The following is a 22,913-nucleotide window of genomic DNA, read 5'->3' on the forward strand; positions in this document are numbered from 1 at the left end:
TTTAAATGAGCTATGGTTATATGATACCCTCTCTTATATTTTTTATTTAAAATTTTGATAAAAAAATAAATTTTTATCAAATTTTACTTTTAAAATCAACATAAAATTGCCCTTAATTTTCTATTTATTCCTTTGATTTCAATAAAAAAATGCTTCAATCAAGCACTTTTGATTGAAACATTTTCATTTTTTCAGAATATTTTGAAAACTTTTCATATTGTATATTTTAGAAACTAATAAAATTGAAATTAATTTATCTGCATAATCTGTAATAATTTGCACTACAAATACAATTACAAAATCCGATAAATCTAAAATTGCACGAAGTGCTTGAACAATATAGCTTGATCCCGCTGTTGTCACAGTTCCAAATAAATATGTCGCAATAAGAGATGAAGATATTGCTACCGGAATTGACATCGCCAGTGTAAGATAAAATTTCGATTTAAAATTATCCTTCTTCAAAAAACCAAAATAACCAGAAGTAAAACCAACTATAATTTGAGTTGGCATAAAATAAATAGCGATTGAATCACCTATGCTATTTACAAAAGCAGAAATAACACCTGTCAAAACACCAAAAGCTGGTCCAAAAGAAAAACCCGCCATAATAGTTCCTATTGAATCTAAATAAACTGGAAGCTTTAGCGAAAAAGCAAACCACGCACTTACACAATTAATTGCCACACATAACGCAACGAAAGTAACTTTTTTAGAACCAAACTTCATATTAGTTCCCCTAAAATATTTTCATCTACATTTGCATTAGTAATTATTTCTATAAAATCTCTCCACACTTCTTTTAACATTAAATCTTCATACAAAATTATATTTTTATCTTTCCCTAAAAAATCCATGGAATCTACCATTAGCATGCCCCTAGCAGGACCATCTATTATACATTCTGCATAATAAGAATTAGATCCAAAATATTCTTTATGTCTATCAACTAAAATTACAAGCGGATCATTTATCACAGATCCAATAATTTTTTCATATTCCCAGTGAAAATCCATATAGAAATTTGTGATTTCTTCTATAAAATCTCCCATTTCTTTATTTAATCTTTTAATGTATCCTAAAATATTGGGTGTAAGTACAAACTTTCTAGTCACATCTAGTGGCACAATCTCTAGTTTATTAGGTGCATTCTTTATAACATAATTAGCTGCATCTGGATCTACATAAAAATTAAATTCAGAAACTGGACTCATATTTCCATAAGACTTAAAACTCCCACCCATTGCAATTATTCGAGTATCTTTAAAGGCATCTCTATTTTTTTCTAGAGCCATTGCAATATTTGTAAGCGGCCCCAGTGCAAAAATTGTTAGATTTCCACTTTGTGCTTTTCCGATTAAAAAGTCCACTGCATCTCCTTTCATTTTTTTCTTTTCGTAATCCAAATAAGTTTCGCCTAGTCCATCTCTACCATGCGTATCTTCTGCATTTATATATTCCTTATAAAGTGGTTTATCACTTCCAATATAAATATTAAAATCTCTATCTAAAAATTTTGAGAGTCTTAAGATATTTTTGCATCCTTTATTAACATTTACATTTCCTGCAACTAAAGAAATCCCAAGAATATCATATTCTTTTGCCAAGCTCGCTAAAATTATAGCAATTGAATCATCTATCCCGGGATCTGCGTCAATAATTAATTTTTTCATTATAAAAACCTCCATTCTTTGGAGAACAATTAGTTTTTTATACTTGGAGTTCTCGAACAAGTGTGATTAATTATACCCCATTTTTTTCGAATAGACAAGCTTTTATGTTTCAAGTATAATTAATTTAGAAAATTTAAAATTTAAACAGGAGTGATTACATGAAAAAAGTTTCTAAAATACTTATTCTATTTGCAATTGCACTTACTTTCTTTGGATGCAATAAAAAAAATAATGAAAATGTTCAAAACACTGATGAAAATTCTTCTCAGAAAACTGCATCTGCAATAGAACTTGAAGAAATGCCTATCGACAACTTTGACTTTCACACTATCGATATAGTTGACGGCAAAGTTATTAAATCAGAAGATTTTTACAAAGAAAAACCTATAACACTAGTTAATATATGGGGTACTTTCTGTGGCCCATGCAAGGAAGAAATGCCTGATCTTGCAAAGTTACATGAAAAATACAAAGATAAAATTAACTTCCTTGGAGTTGTAGTCGACACCAACGCAAACATGGACACAAATGTGGAAGAAGCAAAGAAAATTATAAAAGATTCTGGTGTAAACTATATAAATATTATGCCAAATCCAACTACGGAAGATAATTTAGTCAATATAACTGCAATACCAACAACATTCTTCGTAAATAGCGAAGGGAAAATTTTAGGGGGCTTTGTTGGAAAGTTCGAAAAAGAAAAACTTGAAAAAACTTTAGATAAACTTATAGACGAAAATAAATAGTTTTAAGGTGGATTTTGAAATCCATCTTTTTTTGTGTAATTTTTTTAATTCTGGGTAATCTGTTTGTATAAAATTTTTAGGAGGCAATATGATTTACGATTATAAAGTTGAAAAACAAAATGGAAGTTTTTTAGATTTAAGTGAACTAAAGGGTAAAGTTATCTTAATAGTTAATACAGCTACAAAATGTGGTTTTACACCGCAATATGAAGACCTTGAAAATTTATACGAAAAATATCACGATAAAGGTTTAGAAATAATTGATATTCCTTGCAATCAATTTAAAGATCAAGCTCCAGAAAGTGATGAAGAAATCACTAAATTCTGCCAATTGAACTATGATATAAAATTTCCTCAAATGAAAAAAGCCGATGTCAACGGCGAAAATGAAATAAAACTTTACAAATTTTTAAAATCAAAAAAATCCTTTGAAGGATTTGGAAAAGGCCCAAAAGCTATTGCTATGAGTGCAATGCTGAAAAAAATCGACCCAGATTACAAAAACAATTCGGATATCAAATGGAATTTTACAAAATTTCTAGTTGATAGAGATGGTAATGTTGTAGAAAGATTTGAACCAACTGAAAAAATGGACAAAATTGATAAAAAAATAGAAGAACTAATATAACTTTTCTAAGTTTATTAGAATTCAAAAAATTTTTTTAATGGTGCAAGTATTTATTGTGCCATTTTTTATTTTCTAAAAAAACTCACAAAAATAGGGACAGTTCCCTGCCCCATATCTTATGCTTATATTTAAAGGATTAGTCAATAATCTTAGATACAACACCAGATGCTACTGTTCTTCCACCTTCACGAATGGCAAATCTTAATCCTTCGTCCATTGCGATTGGTGTGATTAGTGTTACTGTGAACGTTGAGTTATCTCCTGGCATTACCATTTCTACGCCTTCTGCTAATTGGATATCTCCTGTTACGTCTGTTGTTCTGAAGTAGAATTGTGGTCTGTATCCGTTGAAGAATGGTGTGTGTCTTCCTCCTTCTTCTTTTGTCAATACATATACTTCTGCTTCAAATTTTGTGTGTGGGTGTATTGTTCCTGGTGCTGCTAGTACTTGTCCTCTTTGGATTTCTTCTCTTTGTACTCCTCTTAGTAGGGCTCCTATGTTGTCTCCTGCTTCTGCTTGGTCAAGTTGTTTTCTGAACATTTCTACTCCAGTTACTACTACTTGTCTTTTTTCGTCTGTTAGACCTACTACTTCTACTGTGTCCCCTACTTTTACTACTCCTTGTTCTACTCTTCCTGTTGCTACTGTTCCTCTTCCTGTGATTGAGAAGATGTCTTCGATTGGCATTAGGAATGGGTTATCTGTATCTCTTGTTGGTGTTGGAATGTATGCGTCTACTTCTTCCATTAGTTTTGCTACTTTATCTCCCCATTCTCCGTCTGGATCGTCTAGGGCTTTTAGTGCACTTCCTACTACGATTGGTGTGTTATCTCCGTCAAAGTCGTATTCTGATAGTAAATCTCTTACTTCCATTTCTACTAATTCGATTAGTTCTGGATCATCTACTTGGTCTTCTTTGTTTAGGAATACACAAATTTTTGGAACGCCTACTTGTCTTGCTAATAGTATGTGTTCTCTTGTTTGTGGCATTGGTCCGTCTGCTGCTGATACTACTAGGATTGCTCCGTCCATTTGTGCTGCTCCTGTAATCATATTCTTTACATAGTCAGCATGTCCTGGGCAGTCTACGTGTGCGTAGTGTCTGTTTTCTGTTTCGTATTCTACGTGAGATGTTGAGATTGTGATTCCTCTTTCTCTTTCTTCTGGAGCCTTGTCTATGTGTGCGTAGTCTACGAATTCTCCTCCGCCATATCTTTTATTCATTACTAGTGTAATTGCTGCTGTTAATGTTGTCTTGCCGTGGTCAACGTGACCTATTGTTCCAATGTTTACATGTGGTTTATTTCTTTCAAATTTTGCTTTAGCCATTATATTTCCTCCTAATTTTAATTTTGTTTTTTATCTCCAACTACTTCGTCTGCAATTGATTGAGGCACTTCTTCGTAGTGGTCAAATTGCATTGAGTAATTTGCTCTTCCTTGTGTATTTGAACGAAGACTAGTTGCGTAACCAAACATTTCTGCTAGTGGCACATAAGCTGTAACAATTTGTGCTCCAGCTACAAGTTCCATACCTTCCATTCTTCCACGCCTTGAATTGATATCTCCAATTACATCTCCCATGTATTCTTCTGGAGTTGTAACTTCTACTTTCATCATTGGTTCAAGAAGAACTGGATCTGCTTTTGCAAGAGCATCTCTAACTGCCATAGAACCTGCTATCTTAAATGCCATTTCAGAAGAGTCGACTTCGTGGTAAGAACCATCGTAAAGAGTTACTTTAACATCTAGTACTTCATATCCACCAACAATACCTGATTGAAGTGCTTCTTCAATACCTTGTTGAGTAGGTCCGATAAATTCCTTAGGAATTGCACCACCGACAATTGCATTTTCAAATACAAACCCTTCGCCTGGTTTATTAGGTTCAATCTTAATTTTAGCGTGACCATATTGTCCACGACCACCTGATTGACGAGCATATTTTGCTTCACCATCAGCACCCTTCTTAATACCTTCTCTGTAAGATACTTGAGGGTTACCTATATTAGCTTCTACTTTAAATTCTCTTAGAAGTCTGTCAACAATAATATCAAGATGAAGTTCTCCCATTCCAGCAATAATTGTTTGTCCAGTTTCATCATCAGTATAAGTTCTGAAAGTTGGATCTTCCTCAGCAAGTTTTGCAAGTGCAAGAGCCATCTTATCTTGAGATGCTTTTGTCTTAGGTTCAATTGCTACTGAAATAACCGGTTCTGGGAATTCCATATTTTCAAGAATAACTTGTTCTTTTTCATCGCAAAGAGTATCTCCTGTTGTAGTATCTTTAAGACCTACAGCTGCAGCAATTTCTCCTGCATGGATTTCTTCAATTTCTTCTCTCTTATTTGCGTGCATTTGAAGAATTCTTCCGATTCTTTCACGCTTACCTTTTGTAGAGTTCATTACATAAGAACCTGCCTTTAAAACTCCAGAGTAAACTCTAAAGTATGCAAGCTTACCTACATATGGGTCAGTTACAATTTTAAATGCAAGTGCTGAGAAAGGCTCATCATCTGATGAATGTCTTTTAACTTCATTTTCATCTAAGTCAATACCTTCAATAGCTGGTACATCTAATGGTGATGGTAGATAATCAATAATAGCATCAAGAAGAAGTTGAACACCTTTGTTCTTGTAAGAAGAACCACAAGATACTGGAGTGATTTCAACTGCAAGAGTACCTTTTCTAATAGCTTTCTTAAGGAGTTCATTATCTATTTCTTCTCCTTCAAGATAAGCCATCATTAAATCTTCATCAAATTCTGAAGCTACTTCAATTAAATTTTCTCTATATTTATTAGCAAGGTCCAAATACTCTTCAGGAACATCAGTAATTTCAATTTCCTTACCAAGTTCGTCCTTGTAAATCTCTGCTTTCATTTCAATAAGGTCAATCATTCCTATGAAAGTATCTTCTGCTCCCATTGGGATTTGAATTGGAACAGGATTGCCGTGTAATTTTTTATCAATTGTATCAACTGATCTAAAGAAATCAGCCCCTGTAACGTCCATCTTATTAATATGTGCAATTCTTGGAACATGATATTTATCTGCTTGTCTCCAAACAGTTTCTGATTGAGGTTCTACACCACTTTTTGCATCAAAAAGTGCAACAGCACCGTCAAGTACTCTAAGAGATCTCTCTACTTCAACAGTAAAATCAACGTGTCCAGGAGTATCTATAATATTAAGTCTGTAACCTTTCCAGTGAGCAGTTGTAGCTGCAGAAGTAATAGTAATACCTCTTTCTTGTTCTTGTTCCATCCAGTCCATTTGTGCTGCACCTTCGTGAGTTTCACCAATCTTGTGAATCTTACCGGCGTAGAAAAGAATACGTTCTGTAGTAGTAGTCTTTCCAGCATCAATATGGGCCATAATACCTATATTTCTATATTTTTTTAATGGTATTTCGCGAGCCATAAATTCCTCCCCTTATTACCATCTATAGTGAGCAAAGGCTTTGTTAGCTTCTGCTGTTCTATGCATTTCATCTTTTCTCTTAACACTTCCGCCTAAACCGTTAGATGCGTCTAGTATTTCTTTTGCAAGTCTTTCGTCCATTGTCTTTTCGCCCCTAGCCCTTGCATATCTAACTAACCATCTTAGTCCTAGTGTTTGGCGTCTTTCCGGTCTAACTTCCATTGGAACTTGGTAAGTAGCACCGCCAATTCTTCTTCCCTTTACTTCAAGTACAGGCATTACATTATTAAGTGCCTTATAAAATACTTCAAGTGCGTCTTCACCAGTCTGTTCTGCAACAGTTTCAAGTGCTCCGTAAACAATTCTTTGAGCAGTACCTTTTTTACCGTCAAGCATAACATTGTTTATAAGTTTAGTGATTACAACATCGCTATATACTGGATCAGCCATAACTTCACGTTTTTGGATATGTCCTTTTCTTGGCATAACTTCCCTCCTTAACTATTTTCAGTCGATTCATTGGTACTCAGGTTGAGCCCGTAAGCCAAAAATCTATAAATTCTTTAAAAAATTCTATCAATTTTTAGGTTTCTTAGTACCATATTTAGATCTAGATTGTTTTCTGTCTGTAACTCCAGCTGTATCAAGAGTACCTCTTACAATATGGTATCTAACACCTGGTAAATCCCTAACTCTTCCACCACGGATTAAAACAACACTGTGTTCTTGTAGGTTGTGTCCGATTCCTGGAATATAAGCCATAACTTCATATCCGTTAGTTAAACGAACTCTGGCAACTTTTCTAAGAGCTGAATTCGGTTTTTTAGGTGTTACTGTTCTTACTGCAACACAAACTCCTCTTTTTTGTGGAGAATTAACTTCAGTTTCAACTTTTTTAAGTGTGTCATAATTTACATCAAGAGCTGGCGATTTAGATTTTGTGTGAATTTTCTTTCTACCATTTCTTACTAATTGGTTAATTGTAGGCATTAATTGCACCTCCTGTTTTAATAATAATATTTGACAATTCAAAGACTACCCACTATTAGGTAGTCTTTACATTTCAAATACTCATCAATTCTATCATTACAAAGCTATTAAGTCAATAAAAAATATTAGAAACTAGCTAATTCTTCATATATTTTCATATTTATGACTTTATTTTAAAATTATGTAAATATTTTTTATTATTTGATAAGTTGTAAAACTGTCCAAATAAAAATCAAAACGATTAACATTTACTAAATTATAAACAACAAATAAAAGCGACAATAAAAATAATTTTAAAATATGATAAGTTGTAAAAATTAAGCAAATCAAGATAGTATATATATTTTTAAACAATTATAAAATACTTAAAACTCAATTTAATTATATCAAAAATCTCCCTTATGTTAGGAGATTTTTGATTAATATTTTAACTATTATAAAAACTATCTTTATCTATTTTAAGATAACTAAAGAGTCTATCTTCATTATTGTCAAAATTTACTATATGTTCTTTTGGAAAATCTAATTCTTCTATAAGATTTACTGCTCTTTTAAAATCACCTACTTGGTAGTCTACATGAGCATCTGAATTAATTATTATATCTACTTTGTGTTTCTGGCAAAATTCTAAAATTTCTATATTATTTTCTCTTGCATTTTTTCTTGAACTATTTTTTGCCAGTGAAGAATTGTTAAGTTCTATTAATATTCCTTTTTCTTTTGCAGAAAGTACAAGACTTTCTCTATCTATAGGATATCTATCATCATCAGGATGACCTATTATTCTAACCTTTTGTCCATCCATGGCTTTTATTAAAGCTTCCGTGTTATTTGTAATACCTCCATTTCTTATGCAAGTTGTATGAAGTGATGCTATGATATAATCTAGATTTCTTATGTGTTTTTCTTCTGTAAGATCAAGTTCTCCCGAATAATTCATTATATTTGCTTCAGCACCTCTTAACAAAAAAATCCCATCAAAATCTCTTTTTAATATTTTCATATTGTAAAAGTAAACATTGTTACAAGATCCAGGCATCTTTTGAGAATGTTCACTTGTTCCCAAAAGTTTAAGTCCCTTTTTCTTTCCTTCTTCTATATTTTCCCTTAAAGTTGAGTAAGCATGACCACTTATTATTGTGTGAGTATGAAGGTCACATAGCATTTTTATAAACTTCCTCCTTCGTTACTTTTACTTCTTCACCAGGTCTATATATTGAACTTTTGCTGTGTACATTTAATATTCCATGTTTAGATTCTAGTTTATATTCGTACCCTGTTCCCATATATTCAATGGATAATATTCTTGCACTTATACCAGATCCACCCTTAGATATATAAAGCTCATCTGGTTTTATTGGATATAGGTTTTTATTCGAAAAGTTTTCTTTTACTGACTTGTTTCGAAAGAAAATATCAGAATCTTCTACTACAAATAAATCTCCTTGCCACTTTCCTCTTATTAAATTTGATTTACCTACAAATTTTGCTACGTATTCTGTTTTAGGATTTTCGTATATTTCATAAGGACTTCCTTCTTGCTCAACAACTCCATCCTTTATAATGACAATTCTATCACTCATTGCTAAAGCTTCATCTTGATCATGAGTTACATAAATTATCGTAGTTTTAAATTTCATATGAATTTCCTTTATAAATTTACGCATCTCAATTTTTAAATTTGCATCAAGGGCTGATAACGGTTCGTCCATAAGAAGCATTTCTGGTTTTGTTATCAAAGCTCTTGCCAAGGCAACTCTTTGTTTTTGTCCACCTGAAAGGTCTTCGGGATAGGAGTCTTCAAATCCACTTAGTCCCACTATTTCAAGCATATACTTTATATCTTCATCTGCATTTATATTTTTATTTCTCCCATTAAGTGCATACTCAAGATGTTTTTTTACATTCATATGTGGCCAAAGAGCAAACTGTTGAAATACCATATTTAGACTTCTATCCTGTGGGGGAAGAAAAATTTTATTATCACTTATAAAAACTCTATCATCTTTTGTAATCTCTCCAGAGTCAACCCTTTCAAATCCTGCAATGATTTTTAATAGTGTAGTTTTACCACATCCACTCGCTCCAAGAAGAGATACAAACTCTCCGTCTTTAATTTCTAAGTTTATATTTTTTAGAACTATTTTATCTCCAAAACTTTTATAAATGTTATTAATTTTTAAGCTCATTTTTTCCCCCTGCATTTATTTTTTCTATTATAATATACATTATTAATAGGACTATTAACACCAATGTTGACATTGCATAAGCCAAATTATAATCACCTGATTGTTGTAAGTTAAAAATGAAAAGTCCAATAGTCTTTGTAAATGGCCCTGATAATATGGCAGACAGACTAAGTTCTGATAGAGAATATACAAAAATCAATAAACTTGATGTTAAAATATATCTGTAAATTAATGGCAAAAATATTTTTGTCCATTTTTTTAACTTGGAACCATTTGATAGATCTGCGGCATATTCTAAGCTTGTTGATATAGATGAAAAACCTTGATATGCCGACTTCATATCTATAATTAAAAATCTACTTACATAGGCAATTAAAATTATTATTGGACTAGCATAAAAACCAATATTAAGTCCAGGAATTGGTTTTGCCCAGTGAAATATCATGCAAAGTGCAAATACCATACCTGGTAAGGAGTATGAAATACTTGTGGCCTTCTCCAGTAAAGATATACTTATATTGAATCTCTTTTTCCATTTAAAATAAGCATAAATAATCGATAAAATTGCACACAACACTACCGTTATAATTGCATAGGTTATACTATTTGTAATGGACATCTTAATTGAAGATATTGAAAATAGTAATCTATAATTTTTTAGGCTAAAGTTTGAAAAAGAAAATCCACTCACATAATTTACTACAAGTGAAGAATAAATCATAAAACTTATTGGTACAATGTTTATAAATATAAATATTACAAAAGTTAAAACTTCTACAACTTTTCTAACACCTGGTTTAAAGGAGTATCTTATACTTGTATCTTCTGATGAGTCTTTACTCGTTCTCGATCTCTTAATTATGGATGATTCAATACCAGAAGCTGAAACGGAAATTATAAATAAAAGTGCCGATAAAACAGCAGGATCAGTAAAACCTCCCGTTGATATAGATATTGTCTTTTCATAAATTAAAGTAGATAGAACAGAAATACCTGCTGGAACTCCTAAAAATGCTGGAATTGAAAAATTATCTAAACTTGATAGAAACACAAGGACAAAAGTACTTACTAAAGTTGGCGTAATTTGTTTTAAATTTATATTTTTAAAAGTTTCAAAACTTCCATAGTTTAATAATTTTGATGCATATTCGTGACTTTGTGGAACTTTAATTAGACTCCTGTAAACACTTAAATAGGCAAAGGGTGTATAGCAAATAATCATAAGAAAAATTATGCCACCTATTGAATACAGGTTTATTGATTTTAACCCTAGAGCAGTTAGTAATTTTGTAACAATCCCAACACTTGATGTTATATTTGTCCAAGCAAGTGTCATAATATAACTTGGCACAATAAAAGGAAGGTACACTAATATTTTTAAAATACTTTTAAATCTAATATTAGTATAAGCTATTATAAGTGCCAGATAAGACCCCACTACTAAAGTTAAAAAAGAAGATATTATCCCTATAATAAATGTATTTATTATTCCCTTTATAATTCTTTTGTCTGAAAATATTCTACTATAGTTGATAATAAGACCATTCTCTCCAAAACTTCTAATAAAAAGCTTTACAAATGGGATGACAAATACAAATAAAACTACAATGGCTATTAAATAGTCTAGTACTTTATCTCTTTTCAAGGTTTATTCCTCTTATTGAAATAGTTTTGAAAATTCTTCTTTGTCAGTTTCTCTATTATCTAATAATTCTTTATTATTTCCTGTTAAAATATTTAATTCATTAGATGATTTAAGCCCTTCAGGTGCCTTTACATCTCCTCTTATTGGAGTATAACCCATTGCAGATGCAAGTTCTTGACCATCTTTTGAAATTATATAATCATAAAAAGCTTCAGCTGTATCAATATTTTTGCTTCCCTTTACAATTCCCACTGGTTCTGTAACTATTGGAGATCCTTCTTCTGGATATATAAATTCAACTGGTGCACCTTCATTTTTTGAACGATTTGCCATATAGTCTACAATAATACCAAGTCCCTTTTGACCTGCTACAACAGATTTTTGAACTGCACCATTTCCCTTATCAACTAAAATGTTATTTTCCTTAAGTCCATTATAAAATTCCCAACCAATTCCTTCTGTTCTTGTTAGAAGTGATAAGTTATAAGCGGCTGCTCCAGAATATAAAGGAGATGGCATAATAGTTTGTGATTTTGTTTCTTCTTTGATTAAGTCATTAAATCCTTTTACTTCACCTTTATACACATCTGTATTTTGGATAATTCCTGTTGAAATTACTTTTGTTCCTGCATAGTAGTTTTCTTCATCGTAGAATTTTTTATCAATGCCTTCAAGCTCTGGCGAAACATATTTCTCTAGGATATCTTTTGATTTTAAAATTTCAAAAGTAACAGTATCTGCAACTAATACAACATCAGCTTGTAGTGCATTAACTTCTTTTTCAGATAGAATTTTAGAAACAAGTTCTTCTGTTCCTGATCTAAAAACTACAACATCAGCTTCTGGGTAGACTTTCTTAAATCCGTCAATTAATTTTTTTGCGTCCTCTTCTGGTTGTGAAGTATATAATGTTATAGTTCCTTTTACATCTTTTCCTTCCTTTTCTATACTTGCAGTCTTGTTATTTTTATTGGCACTTGATGGATTTTCTCTTGCAACTTCACTAGAATTTGATGAGCAAGCTACAAGAGTGAGAGCTATTAAAATTACAGCGAATATTCTTTTCATAATAAATTTTTCTCCTTTAAATATCTAATATTTTTATCCAATAAAGTCGTACTTCTACCTATTTCCATACCCTCTATTACCATAGGAATATTTTTCTCTCCTATTTTAAAAATAATTTCTTCCATTGGAAAAATTCCTCTTGCAAGCTCAGTGTGATATTTATTTTCTAATCTATTGCTAATATGGCACTTAGATATATTTTTAATATTATCCAAATTAAAATATATCTCTTCTAAAGAATCACAATGAGATATATCAAGAGTATATTTAAAATCTTCGTAATTATTTCCCATAAGTTTTTTTAAAGATTTGAGATCTATAATAAATTCATTTTTTGTTTTCTCCATTACTTCTATTGAAACATTTATATTTTTCTTTGTAGAATAATCTAAAATGGTATGTAAACTTTCTTTTAAAAATTTATAATAAAATTCCTTATTAAAACTCACTGAAAATCTACCCGGATGAATTGTAATTTCTTTTGCTCCAATATTTCTTGCTAAATCTATATCATCTAAAATCTCTTTAAGGCTTACTTCTCTAATTCTTTCATTAATAGAAGCTAGGTTTAAATCCCAACTTTTAGCATGAAGTGTTAGGTCTAGGTTAAATTTTTTTGACAAATCTCTTAATTTTTTAGTGGATAAGTTTTTATCTTCTATTTGTTGAGACCAGAACTCTATACCCGAAATTTTATTGTTATAGGCATATCCAAAAATCTCTTCTCCAGAAAAATCCCACATAAGAGAAGATGAAATAAAAATTTTATATATATTAATCACCTCTTATATAATTTAAATCCTTTATGTGTATATAATGTTATTTAAAATTAAATTTGTTGTAAATTTTATAAAAGAATTTTTATAATTTTAGATATTAGAGAACTTATTTTAAAGGATATAGGGTGCAAGTGTTATTTCTTTGCAAAAAAATATCTGTTAAAGGATATTTTTACCCCCTAACAGATATTATAGAACTTATTTTCGTTTCACTCAGTTCATCATGTCATGACTTTTATAAAATTATTACTCTTCTTTTACAGTTTCAAGTTCAAGTTTCACATCATCACTTGTTATTACTTCAGAATTTTCAAGAATATTGTAATCTTCTTTTAAACTTTCGTCTATTCCTATTTGAACACGTGAGTTTATACGTGCACCTGTACCTGCCGGTATAAGTTGTCCAATTATAATATTTTCTTTCAACCCTTCAAGCATATCTTCTTTGCCCTTTATTGCTGCATCGGTAAGAACTCTAGTTGTTTCTTGGAAAGATGCCGCTGATAGGAAAGAATCTGTCGCAAGAGATGCTTTTGTAATTCCAAGTAAATTCACTTTACCAACCGCTGGTTCTTTACCTACATCTATTGCTTCTTTGTTAGCTTCTTTATAGTCAACAACATTTACAAGAGAGCCTGGAAGTAATTCTGTATCCCCTGCATCTTCTATTTTGCACTTTGATAGCATTTGTCTTACTATTATTTCAATGTGCTTATCGTTTATGTCTACACCTTGAAGCCTATAAACTCTTTGGACTTCTTTTACAATATATTCTTGTACACCCTTTTCACCTTTTACACGAAGTAAATCTTGTGGATACACAGAACCTTGTGTAAGTTCGTCCCCAGCTTCTATTTCATCGCCTTGCTTAACTTTTAATCTCGATCCGTAGACAATATTATAAGAATCTACTGTTCCGTCTTCTGCTGTTACAAGAACTTCTCTTTTCTTGTTGTTTTCTTTTATATCAACAATTCCACCACGTTCTGCTATAATTGCAAGTCCCTTTGGCTTTCTAGCTTCAAAAAGTTCTTCAACTCTTGGAAGACCTTGTGTAATATCTGCTGCTGCAGCTACACCACCTGTGTGGAATGTTCTCATTGTAAGTTGTGTACCTGGTTCCCCAATTGATTGTGCTGCAATTACGCCAACAGCTTCTCCGATTCCAATTTTTGAACCCGTTGCAAGATTCTTTCCATAGCAGTGAGCACAAACTCCATTTTTAGTCTTGCATCCAAGAACAGATCTAACTTTTACTTCTTTAATTCCAAGTGACTCAATGAGTACTGCATCATCATCTGAGATAACTTCATTTGCACCTACAATAGTTTCTCCCGTTTCTGGATTAACTATGTCTTCGAAGGAATATCTTCCTTCTATTCTATCTGCCAAGGATTCGATTAATTCTTTTCCATCTTTAAAGGCTCTAGCTACTAAATATTCATCAGTTCCACAATCTTCTTCTGATACTATAACTTGTTGTGATACATCTACAAGTCTTCTTGTCAAATATCCTGAGTCAGCTGTTCTTAGTGCAGTATCAGCTAGTCCCTTTCTGGAACCATGGGCTGACATGTAAAACTCAAGTACAGAAAGACCTTCTCTAAAGTTTGAAGTAATTGGGACTTCAATAGTTCTTCCTGATGGTGATGCCATAAGTCCACGCATACCTGCAAGTTGTCTAATTTGGTTCTTTGAACCTCTGGCTCCTGAGTCTGCCATGATGTAGATATTATTAAGAGCATCAAAGCCGTCCATTACATCGTCAGTTAAGTCGTCAGTTGCCTTGTTCCAAATTTCTATTACTTTTTCATATCTTTCTTCGTCAGATATTAAACCTCTTCTAAAGGCTTTTTCATATTTAGCAACTTCTTTTTCGGCATTCGCCAAAAGTTCTGGTTTTGTATCAGGAATTTCTACATCACCCATTGAAATTGAAACTGCTCCAATAGTTGAGTAGTGATATCCAGTTGCCTTAATATTATCTAAAAGCTCTGCGGTCCTTATATTTCCATGTTTTTTATAAGTCTTTTCAATTATTTTGCCAAGTAATTTTTTGTCCACAACTTGATCAATTTCGAGAGAATATTTGTCTTCATCTCTATTTACAAATCCTAAATCTTGAGGAATAAATTCATTTACAATAAATCTCCCAACAGTTGATGGAACAATTTTACCTCTCTTGTCATTTTCATCTGCATATCTTCTCACAGATACATGAGATTGTAGGTGTAAAAATCCTGATTCATAAGCGTGGAACATTTCATCAAAATTCCTGTAAACTGAGCCATCGCCCTTTAATTTGTCCTTTCTATCAAGTGTCAAATAATAAGATCCTAATACCATGTCTTGAGTTGGAGTTGTAATCGGTTTTCCATCTTTAAGTGCTAAAATATTATTTGTAGATAGCATTAAAAGTCTTGCTTCAGCTTGAGCTTCTGTTGATAGTGGCAAATGGACTGCCATTTGGTCACCGTCAAAATCGGCATTATATGCTGTACAAGAAAGTGGATGAAGTTTAATAGCCTTTCCTTCTACTAAGACTGGTTCAAATGCTTGAATACCAAGTCTGTGAAGTGTCGGTGCACGGTTGAGAAGAACTGGGTGATCCTTTATAACATCTTCAAGAACGTCCCAAACTTCATCTCTTCCTCTTTCTACCATTCTCTTTGCAGATTTTATATTGTAAGTGAGTTCTCTTTTTACAAGTTCTCTCATTACAAAAGGTTTAAAGAGTTCTAGCGCCATATTCTTTGGAAGACCACATTGATAAAACTTAAGATCTGGCCCAACAACAATTACAGAACGTCCAGAGTAGTCAACTCTCTTTCCAAGTAGATTTTGACGAAAACGTCCTTGTTTACCCTTTAACATTTCTGATAAAGATTTTAACGGTCTATTTCCAGGACCAGTTACAGGCCTTCCACGTCTTCCATTATCAATAAGAGCATCAACAGACTCTTGAAGCATTCTCTTTTCATTTCTTACAATAATATCTGGAGCATTGATGTCCATCAACTTCTTAAGTCTATTATTTCTATTTACAATCCTTCTATAAAGATCATTTAAATCACTTGTTGCAAATCTACCACCGTCAAGTTGTACCATAGGTCTAAGATCAGGTGGAATTACTGGAATTGCATCAAGTATCATCCATTCAGGTTTGTTATCTGATTGGATAAAAGCATCTATTACTTCAAGTCTTCTAGTTATTCTAATTTTCTTTTGACCTGTTGCATCTTGTAATTCTTCTGTTAGTTCATCATTTTCTTTTTGCAAATCAACTTTTACAAGAAGATCTCTAATGGCTTCTGCACCCATTTTTGCAGTAAACTTATCTCCATATTCTCTCTTTAACTCTCTATATTCAATTTCTGAGAGAAGTTGCTTTTCATAAAGAGTTGTTTCGCCTGGTTCAACATACGTTACTACATAAGATGCAAAATAAAGAACTTTTTCAAGTGCTCTTGGACTCATATCAAGTACAAGACCCATTCTTGAAGGTATTCCTTTAAAATACCAAATATGTGATACTGGAGCAGCTAGTTCAATATGACCCATTCTTTCACGACGAACCTTTGCTTTTGTGACTTCAACGCCACACTTTTCGCAGACTACTCCCTTATATCTTACTCTTTTATACTTTCCACAGGAGCATTCCCAATCCTTCGTAGGTCCAAATATTTTTTCACAAAATAGGCCTTCCTTTTCAGGTTTTAATGTCCTGTAATTTATGGTTTCCGGTTTTTTTACTTCACCATAAGACCATGATCTTATTTTTTGAGGTGAAGCAAGTCCAATTTTTATTGAATGGAATAATTCATGTTCGCTCAAGGAGCACTTCTCCTTTCATACAAGTTAAAATATAACTAATTAATCTTCAGATTCATCGGATTCATCATCAGAATCTACATCTTCTAATTCGCCATCCTCATCTTCATAGTAGTGGCTTTTTTCAAAAGATTCAACTTCATCATTTGAAATTGTTCTGATTCCTATGTTTCCAGTTCCTGTGTGTTCAATAAGTTCCTTTATATCATCTTCTGATTCAGAACTTTTATCATCTATATTGTCAATTTTTGTAAGTTCATCTTCATCAACTTCAAGATCTACTTCATTTCCATTTTCATCTAATACTTGAATTTCAAGCGCCAATGCTTGCAATTCTTTTATTAAAACCTTAAATGATTCAGGAACTCCTGGTTGCGGAATATTTTCACCCTTTACAATTGCTTCATAAGTCTTAACACGACCAACTATATCATCAGACTTAACTGTAAGCATTTCTTGTAATGTATGGCTGGCACCATAAGCTTCAAGGGCCCAAACTTCCATTTCTCCAAATCTTTGTCCACCAAATTGTGCTTTACCACCAAGAGGTTGTTGTGTTACAAGTGAATAAGGTCCAGTAGAACGAGCATGGATCTTTTCATCAACTAAATGGTGAAGTTTTAACATATACATATAACCAACTGTCACTGGGTGGTCAAATTCTTCTCCAGTCCTACCATCCCTAAGTTGAATTTTGCCATCTCTTGAATATCCTGCTTCTTCTAAAGTATCTAAGATGTCATTTTCATTTGCACCATCAAATACCGGAGTAGCAACATGCCATCCCAGCTTTTTTGCGGCAAGTCCCAAGTGAACTTCAAGAACTTGTCCAAGGTTCATACGAGAAGGAACCCCTAGTGGATTTAGAACAATTTGAATAGGTGTACCATCTGGCATATAAGGCATATCTTCCTTAGGCATTACTCTAGAAATAACCCCTTTATTACCATGACGACCACACATTTTATCTCCAACTTGAATTTTTCTTTTTGTTGCAACGAAAACTCTAACCATTTCATTTACGCCTGGTTGGAGTTCATCTCCATCTGCTCTATTAAATGTTTTTACATCTACAACAATACCATGTTCTCCATGTGGGAGTCTAAGAGATGTATCTCTTACTTCTCTTGCTTTTTCACCAAAGATTGAACGAAGAAGTCTTTCTTCTGCAGAAAGTTCAGTTTCACCCTTAGGAGTGACTTTTCCAACTAATATATCTCCTGGCTTTACTTCTGCTCCAATTCTAATTATTCCTCTGCTATCTAGATCTTTTAGCATATCCTCGCCAACATTTGGAATATCTCTTGTGATTTCTTCTGGCCCAAGTTTTGTATCTCTTGCTTCTGACTCGTATTCTTCAATATGAAGTGAAGTGAGTACATCATCAATAACAAGTTCTTGACTTACAAGCATTGCATCTTCGTAATTATATCCTTCCCAGTTCATAAAAGCTATTAGAATATTTTTACCTAGTGCCATTTCGCCCTGGTCAGTACTTGGACCGTCAGCAATAATTTCGCCTTCATCTACAACATCACCTGCATTTACAATAGGCCTTTGATTAATTGTAGTTCCTTGGTTTCCACCCATAAATTTGTGAAGTTTATAGTGGTCTATTCCCTTGTCTGATTTTCTTTCGATTTCAATATGAACTGCATCAACTTTTTTAACAGTTCCTGCATTTTTAGCTACTATAACTACACCAGAATCCTTTGCGGCTCTGTATTCAATACCAGTTCCAACAACAGGTGCTTCTGTTTTTAAAAGAGGCACTGCTTGACGCTGCATATTGGCACCCATTAGTGCTCTGTTGGCATCATCATTTTCCAAGAAAGGAATCATAGAAGTACCAACTGCAACAATTTGTTGAGGTGAAACGTCCATATAGTTTACATCTTTAATGTCAAATATATCTGCATTTCCGCCATGACCCCTTGCTGCAATTCTGTCTTCTACAAATTTATTATTTTCATCAAGCCTTTCATCAGCTTGTGCAATAATTTGTTCGTATTCAACATCTGCTGTCAAATAATCAATTTGATCAGTTACAACTCCGTCAACAACTTTTCTATATGGAGTTTCGATAAAACCATAATCGTTAATTCTTGCATAAGTTGTAAGTGATGTTATAAGACCAATGTTTGGCCCTTCAGGAGTTTCAATGGGGCACATTCTTCCATAGTGTGAATTATGGACATCACGCACTTCAAATCCAGCTCTATCTCTACTCAACCCACCAGGTCCAAGTGCAGATAACCTTCTTTTGTGTGTTAATTCTGATAGAGGATTGTTTTGGTCCATAAATTGTGAAAGTTGTGAAGAACCGAAAAATTCTTTTATAGCTGCCGTTACAGGTCTTATATTTATAAGCGATTGTGGCGTTGTAGCATCAACATCTTGAACTGTCATTCTTTCACGAATAACTCTTTCCATTCTAGAAATACCTATTCTAAATTGATTTTGTAAAAGTTCTCCAACTGATCTTATTCTTCTATTGCCTAAATGGTCAATATCGTCAACCTCTCCAACATTATTCATTAGTCCAAATTCATAATTAATTCCAGCAATAATATCATCAATTAAAATATGTTTTGGAGAAAGTTCTCTATGTGCCTTTATAAGTTCTTTTTTAAAATTTTCTGTATCTTCAGAATATTCTTCATAAAGTTCATCAAAAAGTGGTCTGTACACTTTTTCTTTAAAACCAAGTTCTTCCATATCAAAATCGAGATCATATGCATCTACAAAAGAAAAATTGTTTCCTATAACAATTGTATTTTCAGTTGCGTTTTCATAATTCTCATCAGTTTTTAAAATAACTTGGTTAACTCCAGCAGCCTCAATTTTTTCAGCCTTTGCTCTTGTAAGAAGCTCGCCCTCTTCTGCTAATATTTCTCCAGTCATAGGGTCAACAATGTCTTCTGCTGGAATATTATTTTCAATTCTAGCACTTATCCCAAGTTTTTTATTAAATTTATATCTTCCAACTTTTGCAAGATCATATCTTCTATCGTCGAAAAACATATTTTCAAAAAGTGACTGTGCAGAATCAATAGTAGGGGGTTCCCCTGGTCTAAGTTTTTTATAAATTTCAAGAAGTGCTTCATTTTTGTTAGTCGTCAAGTCTTTTTCTATTGTCTTTAATAAAGCTTCACTTTCGCCTAGCATGTCAATTATTTCTTGATTCGATTCAACTCCTATTGCTCTTAAAAGTATTGTAATAGGAATTTTTCTAGTTCTATCAATTCTTACATTTATAACACCTTGAGCATCAGTTTCAAATTCTAGCCAAGCACCTCTATTTGGTATAAGAGTCGCCGAATAAATCTTTTTACCTGTCTTATCTCTTTCTTCTTTGTAATAAGCTCCTGGACTTCTGACAAGTTGTGAAACTACTACACGCTCTGCTCCATTTATTACAAATGTACCAGTGGGCGTCATAAGAGGAAGATCTCCCATGAAAACTTCTTGTTCTTTTACTTCGCCAGTTTCAGTATTTATAAGTCTTACTTTTGCCTTTAAGGGAGCACAATAATTTGTATCCCTTTGTTTTGATTCATCTATATCATATTTTATCTCGTCAGATAAATGATAATCGACAAATTCTAAAATTAAATTTCCAGAGTAATCCTCGATTGGTGAGACGTCATCGAAAACTTCTTTCAATCCTTCTTCAATTAACCACTTGTATGAAGAAGTCTGCACGTCAAGAAGATTTGGAAGTGACATTACTTCATCTACACGAGAAAAACTCATTCTTTCACGTTTCCCATATTTTACAGGATGTACCATTAATTTTTCACCCTAGCCTTTCAAATGAATGGATCGAATTAGAGTAAAGTGCACCACTCTAATTATTATTATGCAAATAGGTATTTTATCATTTTTAATAACAATTTTCAAGGTGCATAATAAAAAAATTCCACCAAATGGCAGAATTTTAAAAAATTAAAGTCTAATATATGCATATCCTTCATTTTGAAGTTGTACAATTTTTGTTATAACTAAGTCTTCAACCTTGATGCTAGAAGGAATTAATTCCTTTGTAAGTCTATTTTCTTCCAAAGCTTTCTTTCCAATTGTAATATTTACTTTAGGATTTCCCATTACACCCTCAAAATCAACACCAGAATATCTATTAAAAAGTGATGCTGCCTTTGACATTACAATTATCTCTATTTTTATATCATCAATATTATTTAATAAATCCTTTACATTTGAAATTACGTCATCCCACTTGTCCGCTTCAACTACATGAAAAATTACTTTCATCAATATCACTCCTTTACTACCATTTTACACTATTAAAGAGCAAAATAAAAGGAGCTTTTAATTTACTAAATTACTTTTTTAAAACCTTCTTTAAAATATCACTTAACTCATCTACTTTAAAAATGATTAGACAAATTAAATAAATAATTGCTGCAATTACTATTGAAATCAATAGAGATAAATTCATTCCAAATTTATTTAACAAAATATCATAGAAAAATTTAGAACCATAAGCCATTGCAACAGAAGATAATGTAATTTTTATTATATTTGTAAATAACTTTTTATCAAATACATTTCCAATTAATTTTATTGAAGGAATGTAAAGAGTTATAGCGCCAACAATAAAAGAAATTGAAGTTGCAAGAGCAATCCCTTCTATTCCGATAACTCTTGAAAGCATTATTGAAAGAAAAACATTTATAGCTACAATTAAAACAGAATTTACAACAGGAGTCTTGTTATCACCAAGAGAATAAAAAACTCTTGAAATAATTTCACGTACACCTATACCAATTACACCAAAGGCAAAAAAAGACAGTACAACTGCTGTGACTTTAGCATCTGCAACAGAAAATTCTCCACCAACAAATAACAAATTTACAATTGGAAAAGAATAAACAAAAAGTCCAAAAGCCGCAGGTACAACTAATAAAAGCATATTTGAAAGCCCTTCTGAGAGCGACGATTTTAAATTTAGATAATCTTTCTTAGAGCCAAAACTTGCAAGTTTTGGATATGTTGCAGTAATTATTGAAGTTACAACAATCCCTGTTACAAAACTTTGAAGTTTATAAGCATAATTTAAAATAGAAATTCCTCCAGATGAAACTCCTGAAGCAATAGATCTCGAAACCATAAAATTAATTTCAATAGCCGAAGTTGAAATTAAAATGGGAACAATTGAAACAAACATTGCCTTCATATCTTCATTAAAATCAATTTTTAATCTGTGTCTATATCCAAGTTTTTTAATTGGCATAATAAAAATTGAATACTGAAATACAAATGCCACTAAAATTCCAATTGCAAGATAATTTATCCCTTTTTTATAAGAAATAGCCATTGAAATAATTATTATTACATTCATTAAAATAGAATGTAAAACTGAAACTATAAACTTTTCATGAATTTGCAGATAAGCCTTATAAATCGAACTTACAGCGGTAACAGCAATGGAAAGCATTGCAACTCTAGAAACAAAAATTGCAGTTTCAAGTTTTTCACCAGTGAACCCCTCTGCCATTAGTTTGACAAGAGGTCTTGCAAAAATAATCGATAAAATCGTAATAATCGAAAAAACAATTAAAATAATATTTGAAAGATTTGCAGTAAAAATATCTGCACTCTTTTTATTTTCTCTTTCTTTTATCTTATCATACATTGGGATATAGCCATTGGCTACCGCACCGCTTATTACATTTGTAAAAGTCATAGGAAGTTGAAAAGCGATAAGAAAAATATCAGCTACCATTCCAACGCCAAAAAAATATGCAAGAGCCTTTTCTCTAACAAGACCAAAAACTTTTGAAATTATTGTGATTGCCATTAATATATAGGAAGTCTTCATTTTTTCTCCTTAAAAATCTATTTGATTACCTCAAGTATTATATATTTATTGAATAATTATTACAAGTTTCAAATCTTAAAGAAATTATTACAAGATTTT

General features: G+C 32.2%; 17 protein-coding genes. 2 read left to right on the forward strand and 15 right to left on the reverse strand.

The window, feature by feature from the left end:
• Window positions 1-183: 183 nt before the first annotated feature.
• Together RH95_RS04275 and RH95_RS04280 are read right to left on the reverse strand one after the other, a co-directional pair.
• On the reverse strand, window positions 184-729 hold the full coding sequence (locus RH95_RS04275; protein WP_010244922.1) for an ECF transporter S component: 546 nt from the start codon (window positions 727-729) through the stop codon (window positions 184-186).
• Window positions 726-1,673, reverse strand: a complete 948-nt coding sequence (locus tag RH95_RS04280; protein ID WP_010244923.1) for a nucleoside hydrolase — start codon at window positions 1,671-1,673, stop codon at window positions 726-728. The genes RH95_RS04275 and RH95_RS04280 overlap by 4 nt, the downstream gene beginning before the upstream one ends.
• A 158-nt stretch (window positions 1,674-1,831) precedes the next feature.
• On the opposite strand from RH95_RS04280, the gene RH95_RS04285 reads away from it, so the two are divergent.
• Both RH95_RS04285 and RH95_RS04290 read left to right on the forward strand, forming a co-directional pair.
• Window positions 1,832-2,419, forward strand: a complete 588-nt coding sequence (locus tag RH95_RS04285) for a TlpA family protein disulfide reductase (protein ID WP_010244927.1) — start codon at window positions 1,832-1,834, stop codon at window positions 2,417-2,419.
• Between the two features lie 88 nt (window positions 2,420-2,507).
• Window positions 2,508-3,047, forward strand: a complete 540-nt coding sequence (locus RH95_RS04290; protein ID WP_010244929.1) for a glutathione peroxidase — start codon at window positions 2,508-2,510, stop codon at window positions 3,045-3,047.
• A gap of 136 nt (window positions 3,048-3,183) precedes the next feature.
• On the opposite strand, the gene tuf is transcribed toward RH95_RS04290, so the two are convergent.
• The 13 genes from tuf to murJ all read right to left on the reverse strand — a co-directional run bounded on the left by tuf (window position 3,184) and on the right by murJ (window position 22,814).
• Complete coding sequence (gene tuf / locus RH95_RS04295) at window positions 3,184-4,377, reverse strand: elongation factor Tu (RefSeq protein ID WP_010244938.1); 1,194 nt, start codon at window positions 4,375-4,377, stop codon at window positions 3,184-3,186.
• Between the two features lie 17 nt (window positions 4,378-4,394).
• Window positions 4,395-6,470, reverse strand: coding sequence for an elongation factor G (fusA, locus tag RH95_RS04300; protein ID WP_010244941.1), 2,076 nt, complete (start codon window positions 6,468-6,470; stop codon window positions 4,395-4,397).
• A gap of 15 nt (window positions 6,471-6,485) precedes the next feature.
• Window positions 6,486-6,956 carry a 30S ribosomal protein S7 gene (gene rpsG, locus RH95_RS04305; protein ID WP_010244945.1) on the reverse strand — a complete coding sequence of 157 codons (471 nt, stop codon included), beginning with the start codon at window positions 6,954-6,956 and terminating at the stop codon, window positions 6,486-6,488.
• 90 nt (window positions 6,957-7,046) lie between these two features.
• Window positions 7,047-7,460: a 30S ribosomal protein S12 gene (rpsL, locus tag RH95_RS04310; protein WP_010244948.1), complete on the reverse strand. Its 414-nt coding sequence runs from the start codon at window positions 7,458-7,460 to the stop codon at window positions 7,047-7,049.
• 427 nt (window positions 7,461-7,887) lie between these two features.
• Window positions 7,888-8,625, reverse strand: coding sequence for a phosphatase (locus RH95_RS04315; RefSeq protein ID WP_010244951.1), 738 nt, complete (start codon window positions 8,623-8,625; stop codon window positions 7,888-7,890).
• A complete protein-coding gene (locus RH95_RS04320; RefSeq protein WP_010244954.1) occupies window positions 8,615-9,649 on the reverse strand; it encodes an ABC transporter ATP-binding protein in 1,035 nt (344 codons plus the stop codon). The genes RH95_RS04315 and RH95_RS04320 overlap by 11 nt, the downstream gene beginning before the upstream one ends.
• The gene (locus tag RH95_RS04325; RefSeq protein ID WP_010244957.1) at window positions 9,633-11,294 is read right to left on the reverse strand and encodes an ABC transporter permease; all 1,662 of its coding nucleotides are present in this window, start codon (window positions 11,292-11,294) and stop codon (window positions 9,633-9,635) included. The genes RH95_RS04320 and RH95_RS04325 overlap by 17 nt, the downstream gene beginning before the upstream one ends.
• Window positions 11,295-11,306: 12 nt before the next feature.
• Window positions 11,307-12,362 carry an ABC transporter substrate-binding protein gene (locus tag RH95_RS04330; protein ID WP_010244960.1) on the reverse strand — a complete coding sequence of 352 codons (1,056 nt, stop codon included), beginning with the start codon at window positions 12,360-12,362 and terminating at the stop codon, window positions 11,307-11,309.
• Window positions 12,359-13,144, reverse strand: coding sequence for a sugar phosphate isomerase/epimerase family protein (locus RH95_RS04335; protein WP_010244963.1), 786 nt, complete (start codon window positions 13,142-13,144; stop codon window positions 12,359-12,361). The genes RH95_RS04330 and RH95_RS04335 overlap by 4 nt, the downstream gene beginning before the upstream one ends.
• 243 nt (window positions 13,145-13,387) lie before the next feature.
• Entirely contained in the window at window positions 13,388-16,975 is a 3,588-nt protein-coding gene (gene rpoC, locus RH95_RS04340; RefSeq protein WP_010244966.1) for a DNA-directed RNA polymerase subunit beta', read from the reverse strand.
• A 39-nt stretch (window positions 16,976-17,014) separates the two neighbouring features.
• Window positions 17,015-20,764, reverse strand: a complete 3,750-nt coding sequence (gene rpoB / locus RH95_RS04345; protein WP_010244969.1) for a DNA-directed RNA polymerase subunit beta — start codon at window positions 20,762-20,764, stop codon at window positions 17,015-17,017.
• A 156-nt stretch (window positions 20,765-20,920) separates the two neighbouring features.
• Window positions 20,921-21,244: a DsrE family protein gene (locus tag RH95_RS04350; RefSeq protein ID WP_010244972.1), complete on the reverse strand. Its 324-nt coding sequence runs from the start codon at window positions 21,242-21,244 to the stop codon at window positions 20,921-20,923.
• 70 nt (window positions 21,245-21,314) lie between these two features.
• Window positions 21,315-22,814 (reverse strand): murein biosynthesis integral membrane protein MurJ, encoded by a 1,500-nt coding sequence (gene murJ / locus RH95_RS04355; protein WP_010244975.1) that lies wholly within the window; start codon window positions 22,812-22,814, stop codon window positions 21,315-21,317.
• Window positions 22,815-22,913 lie beyond the last annotated feature (99 nt).

This window comes from Peptoniphilus rhinitidis 1-13, assembly GCF_000246925.1.
GTDB classification, from domain to species: Bacteria; Bacillota; Clostridia; order Tissierellales; family Peptoniphilaceae; genus Peptoniphilus_A; species Peptoniphilus_A lacydonensis.

Coding starts and splice junctions, on each gene's coding strand:
- RH95_RS04330 (WP_010244960.1), bottom strand. CDS start 12,362: ATGAAAAGAATATTCGCTGTAATTTTAATAGCTCTCACTCTTGTAGCT.
- RH95_RS04285 (WP_010244927.1), top strand. CDS start 1,832: ATGAAAAAAGTTTCTAAAATACTTATTCTATTTGCAATTGCACTTACT.
- RH95_RS04275 (WP_010244922.1), bottom strand. CDS start 729: ATGAAGTTTGGTTCTAAAAAAGTTACTTTCGTTGCGTTATGTGTGGCA.
- RH95_RS04290 (WP_010244929.1), top strand. CDS start 2,508: ATGATTTACGATTATAAAGTTGAAAAACAAAATGGAAGTTTTTTAGAT.
- RH95_RS04280 (WP_010244923.1), bottom strand. CDS start 1,673: ATGAAAAAATTAATTATTGACGCAGATCCCGGGATAGATGATTCAATT.
- fusA (WP_010244941.1), bottom strand. CDS start 6,470: ATGGCTCGCGAAATACCATTAAAAAAATATAGAAATATAGGTATTATG.
- rpoB (WP_010244969.1), bottom strand. CDS start 20,764: ATGGTACATCCTGTAAAATATGGGAAACGTGAAAGAATGAGTTTTTCT.
- tuf (WP_010244938.1), bottom strand. CDS start 4,377: ATGGCTAAAGCAAAATTTGAAAGAAATAAACCACATGTAAACATTGGA.
- RH95_RS04320 (WP_010244954.1), bottom strand. CDS start 9,649: ATGAGCTTAAAAATTAATAACATTTATAAAAGTTTTGGAGATAAAATA.
- murJ (WP_010244975.1), bottom strand. CDS start 22,814: ATGAAGACTTCCTATATATTAATGGCAATCACAATAATTTCAAAAGTT.
- rpsL (WP_010244948.1), bottom strand. CDS start 7,460: ATGCCTACAATTAACCAATTAGTAAGAAATGGTAGAAAGAAAATTCAC.
- RH95_RS04315 (WP_010244951.1), bottom strand. CDS start 8,625: ATGCTATGTGACCTTCATACTCACACAATAATAAGTGGTCATGCTTAC.
- RH95_RS04350 (WP_010244972.1), bottom strand. CDS start 21,244: ATGAAAGTAATTTTTCATGTAGTTGAAGCGGACAAGTGGGATGACGTA.
- rpsG (WP_010244945.1), bottom strand. CDS start 6,956: ATGCCAAGAAAAGGACATATCCAAAAACGTGAAGTTATGGCTGATCCA.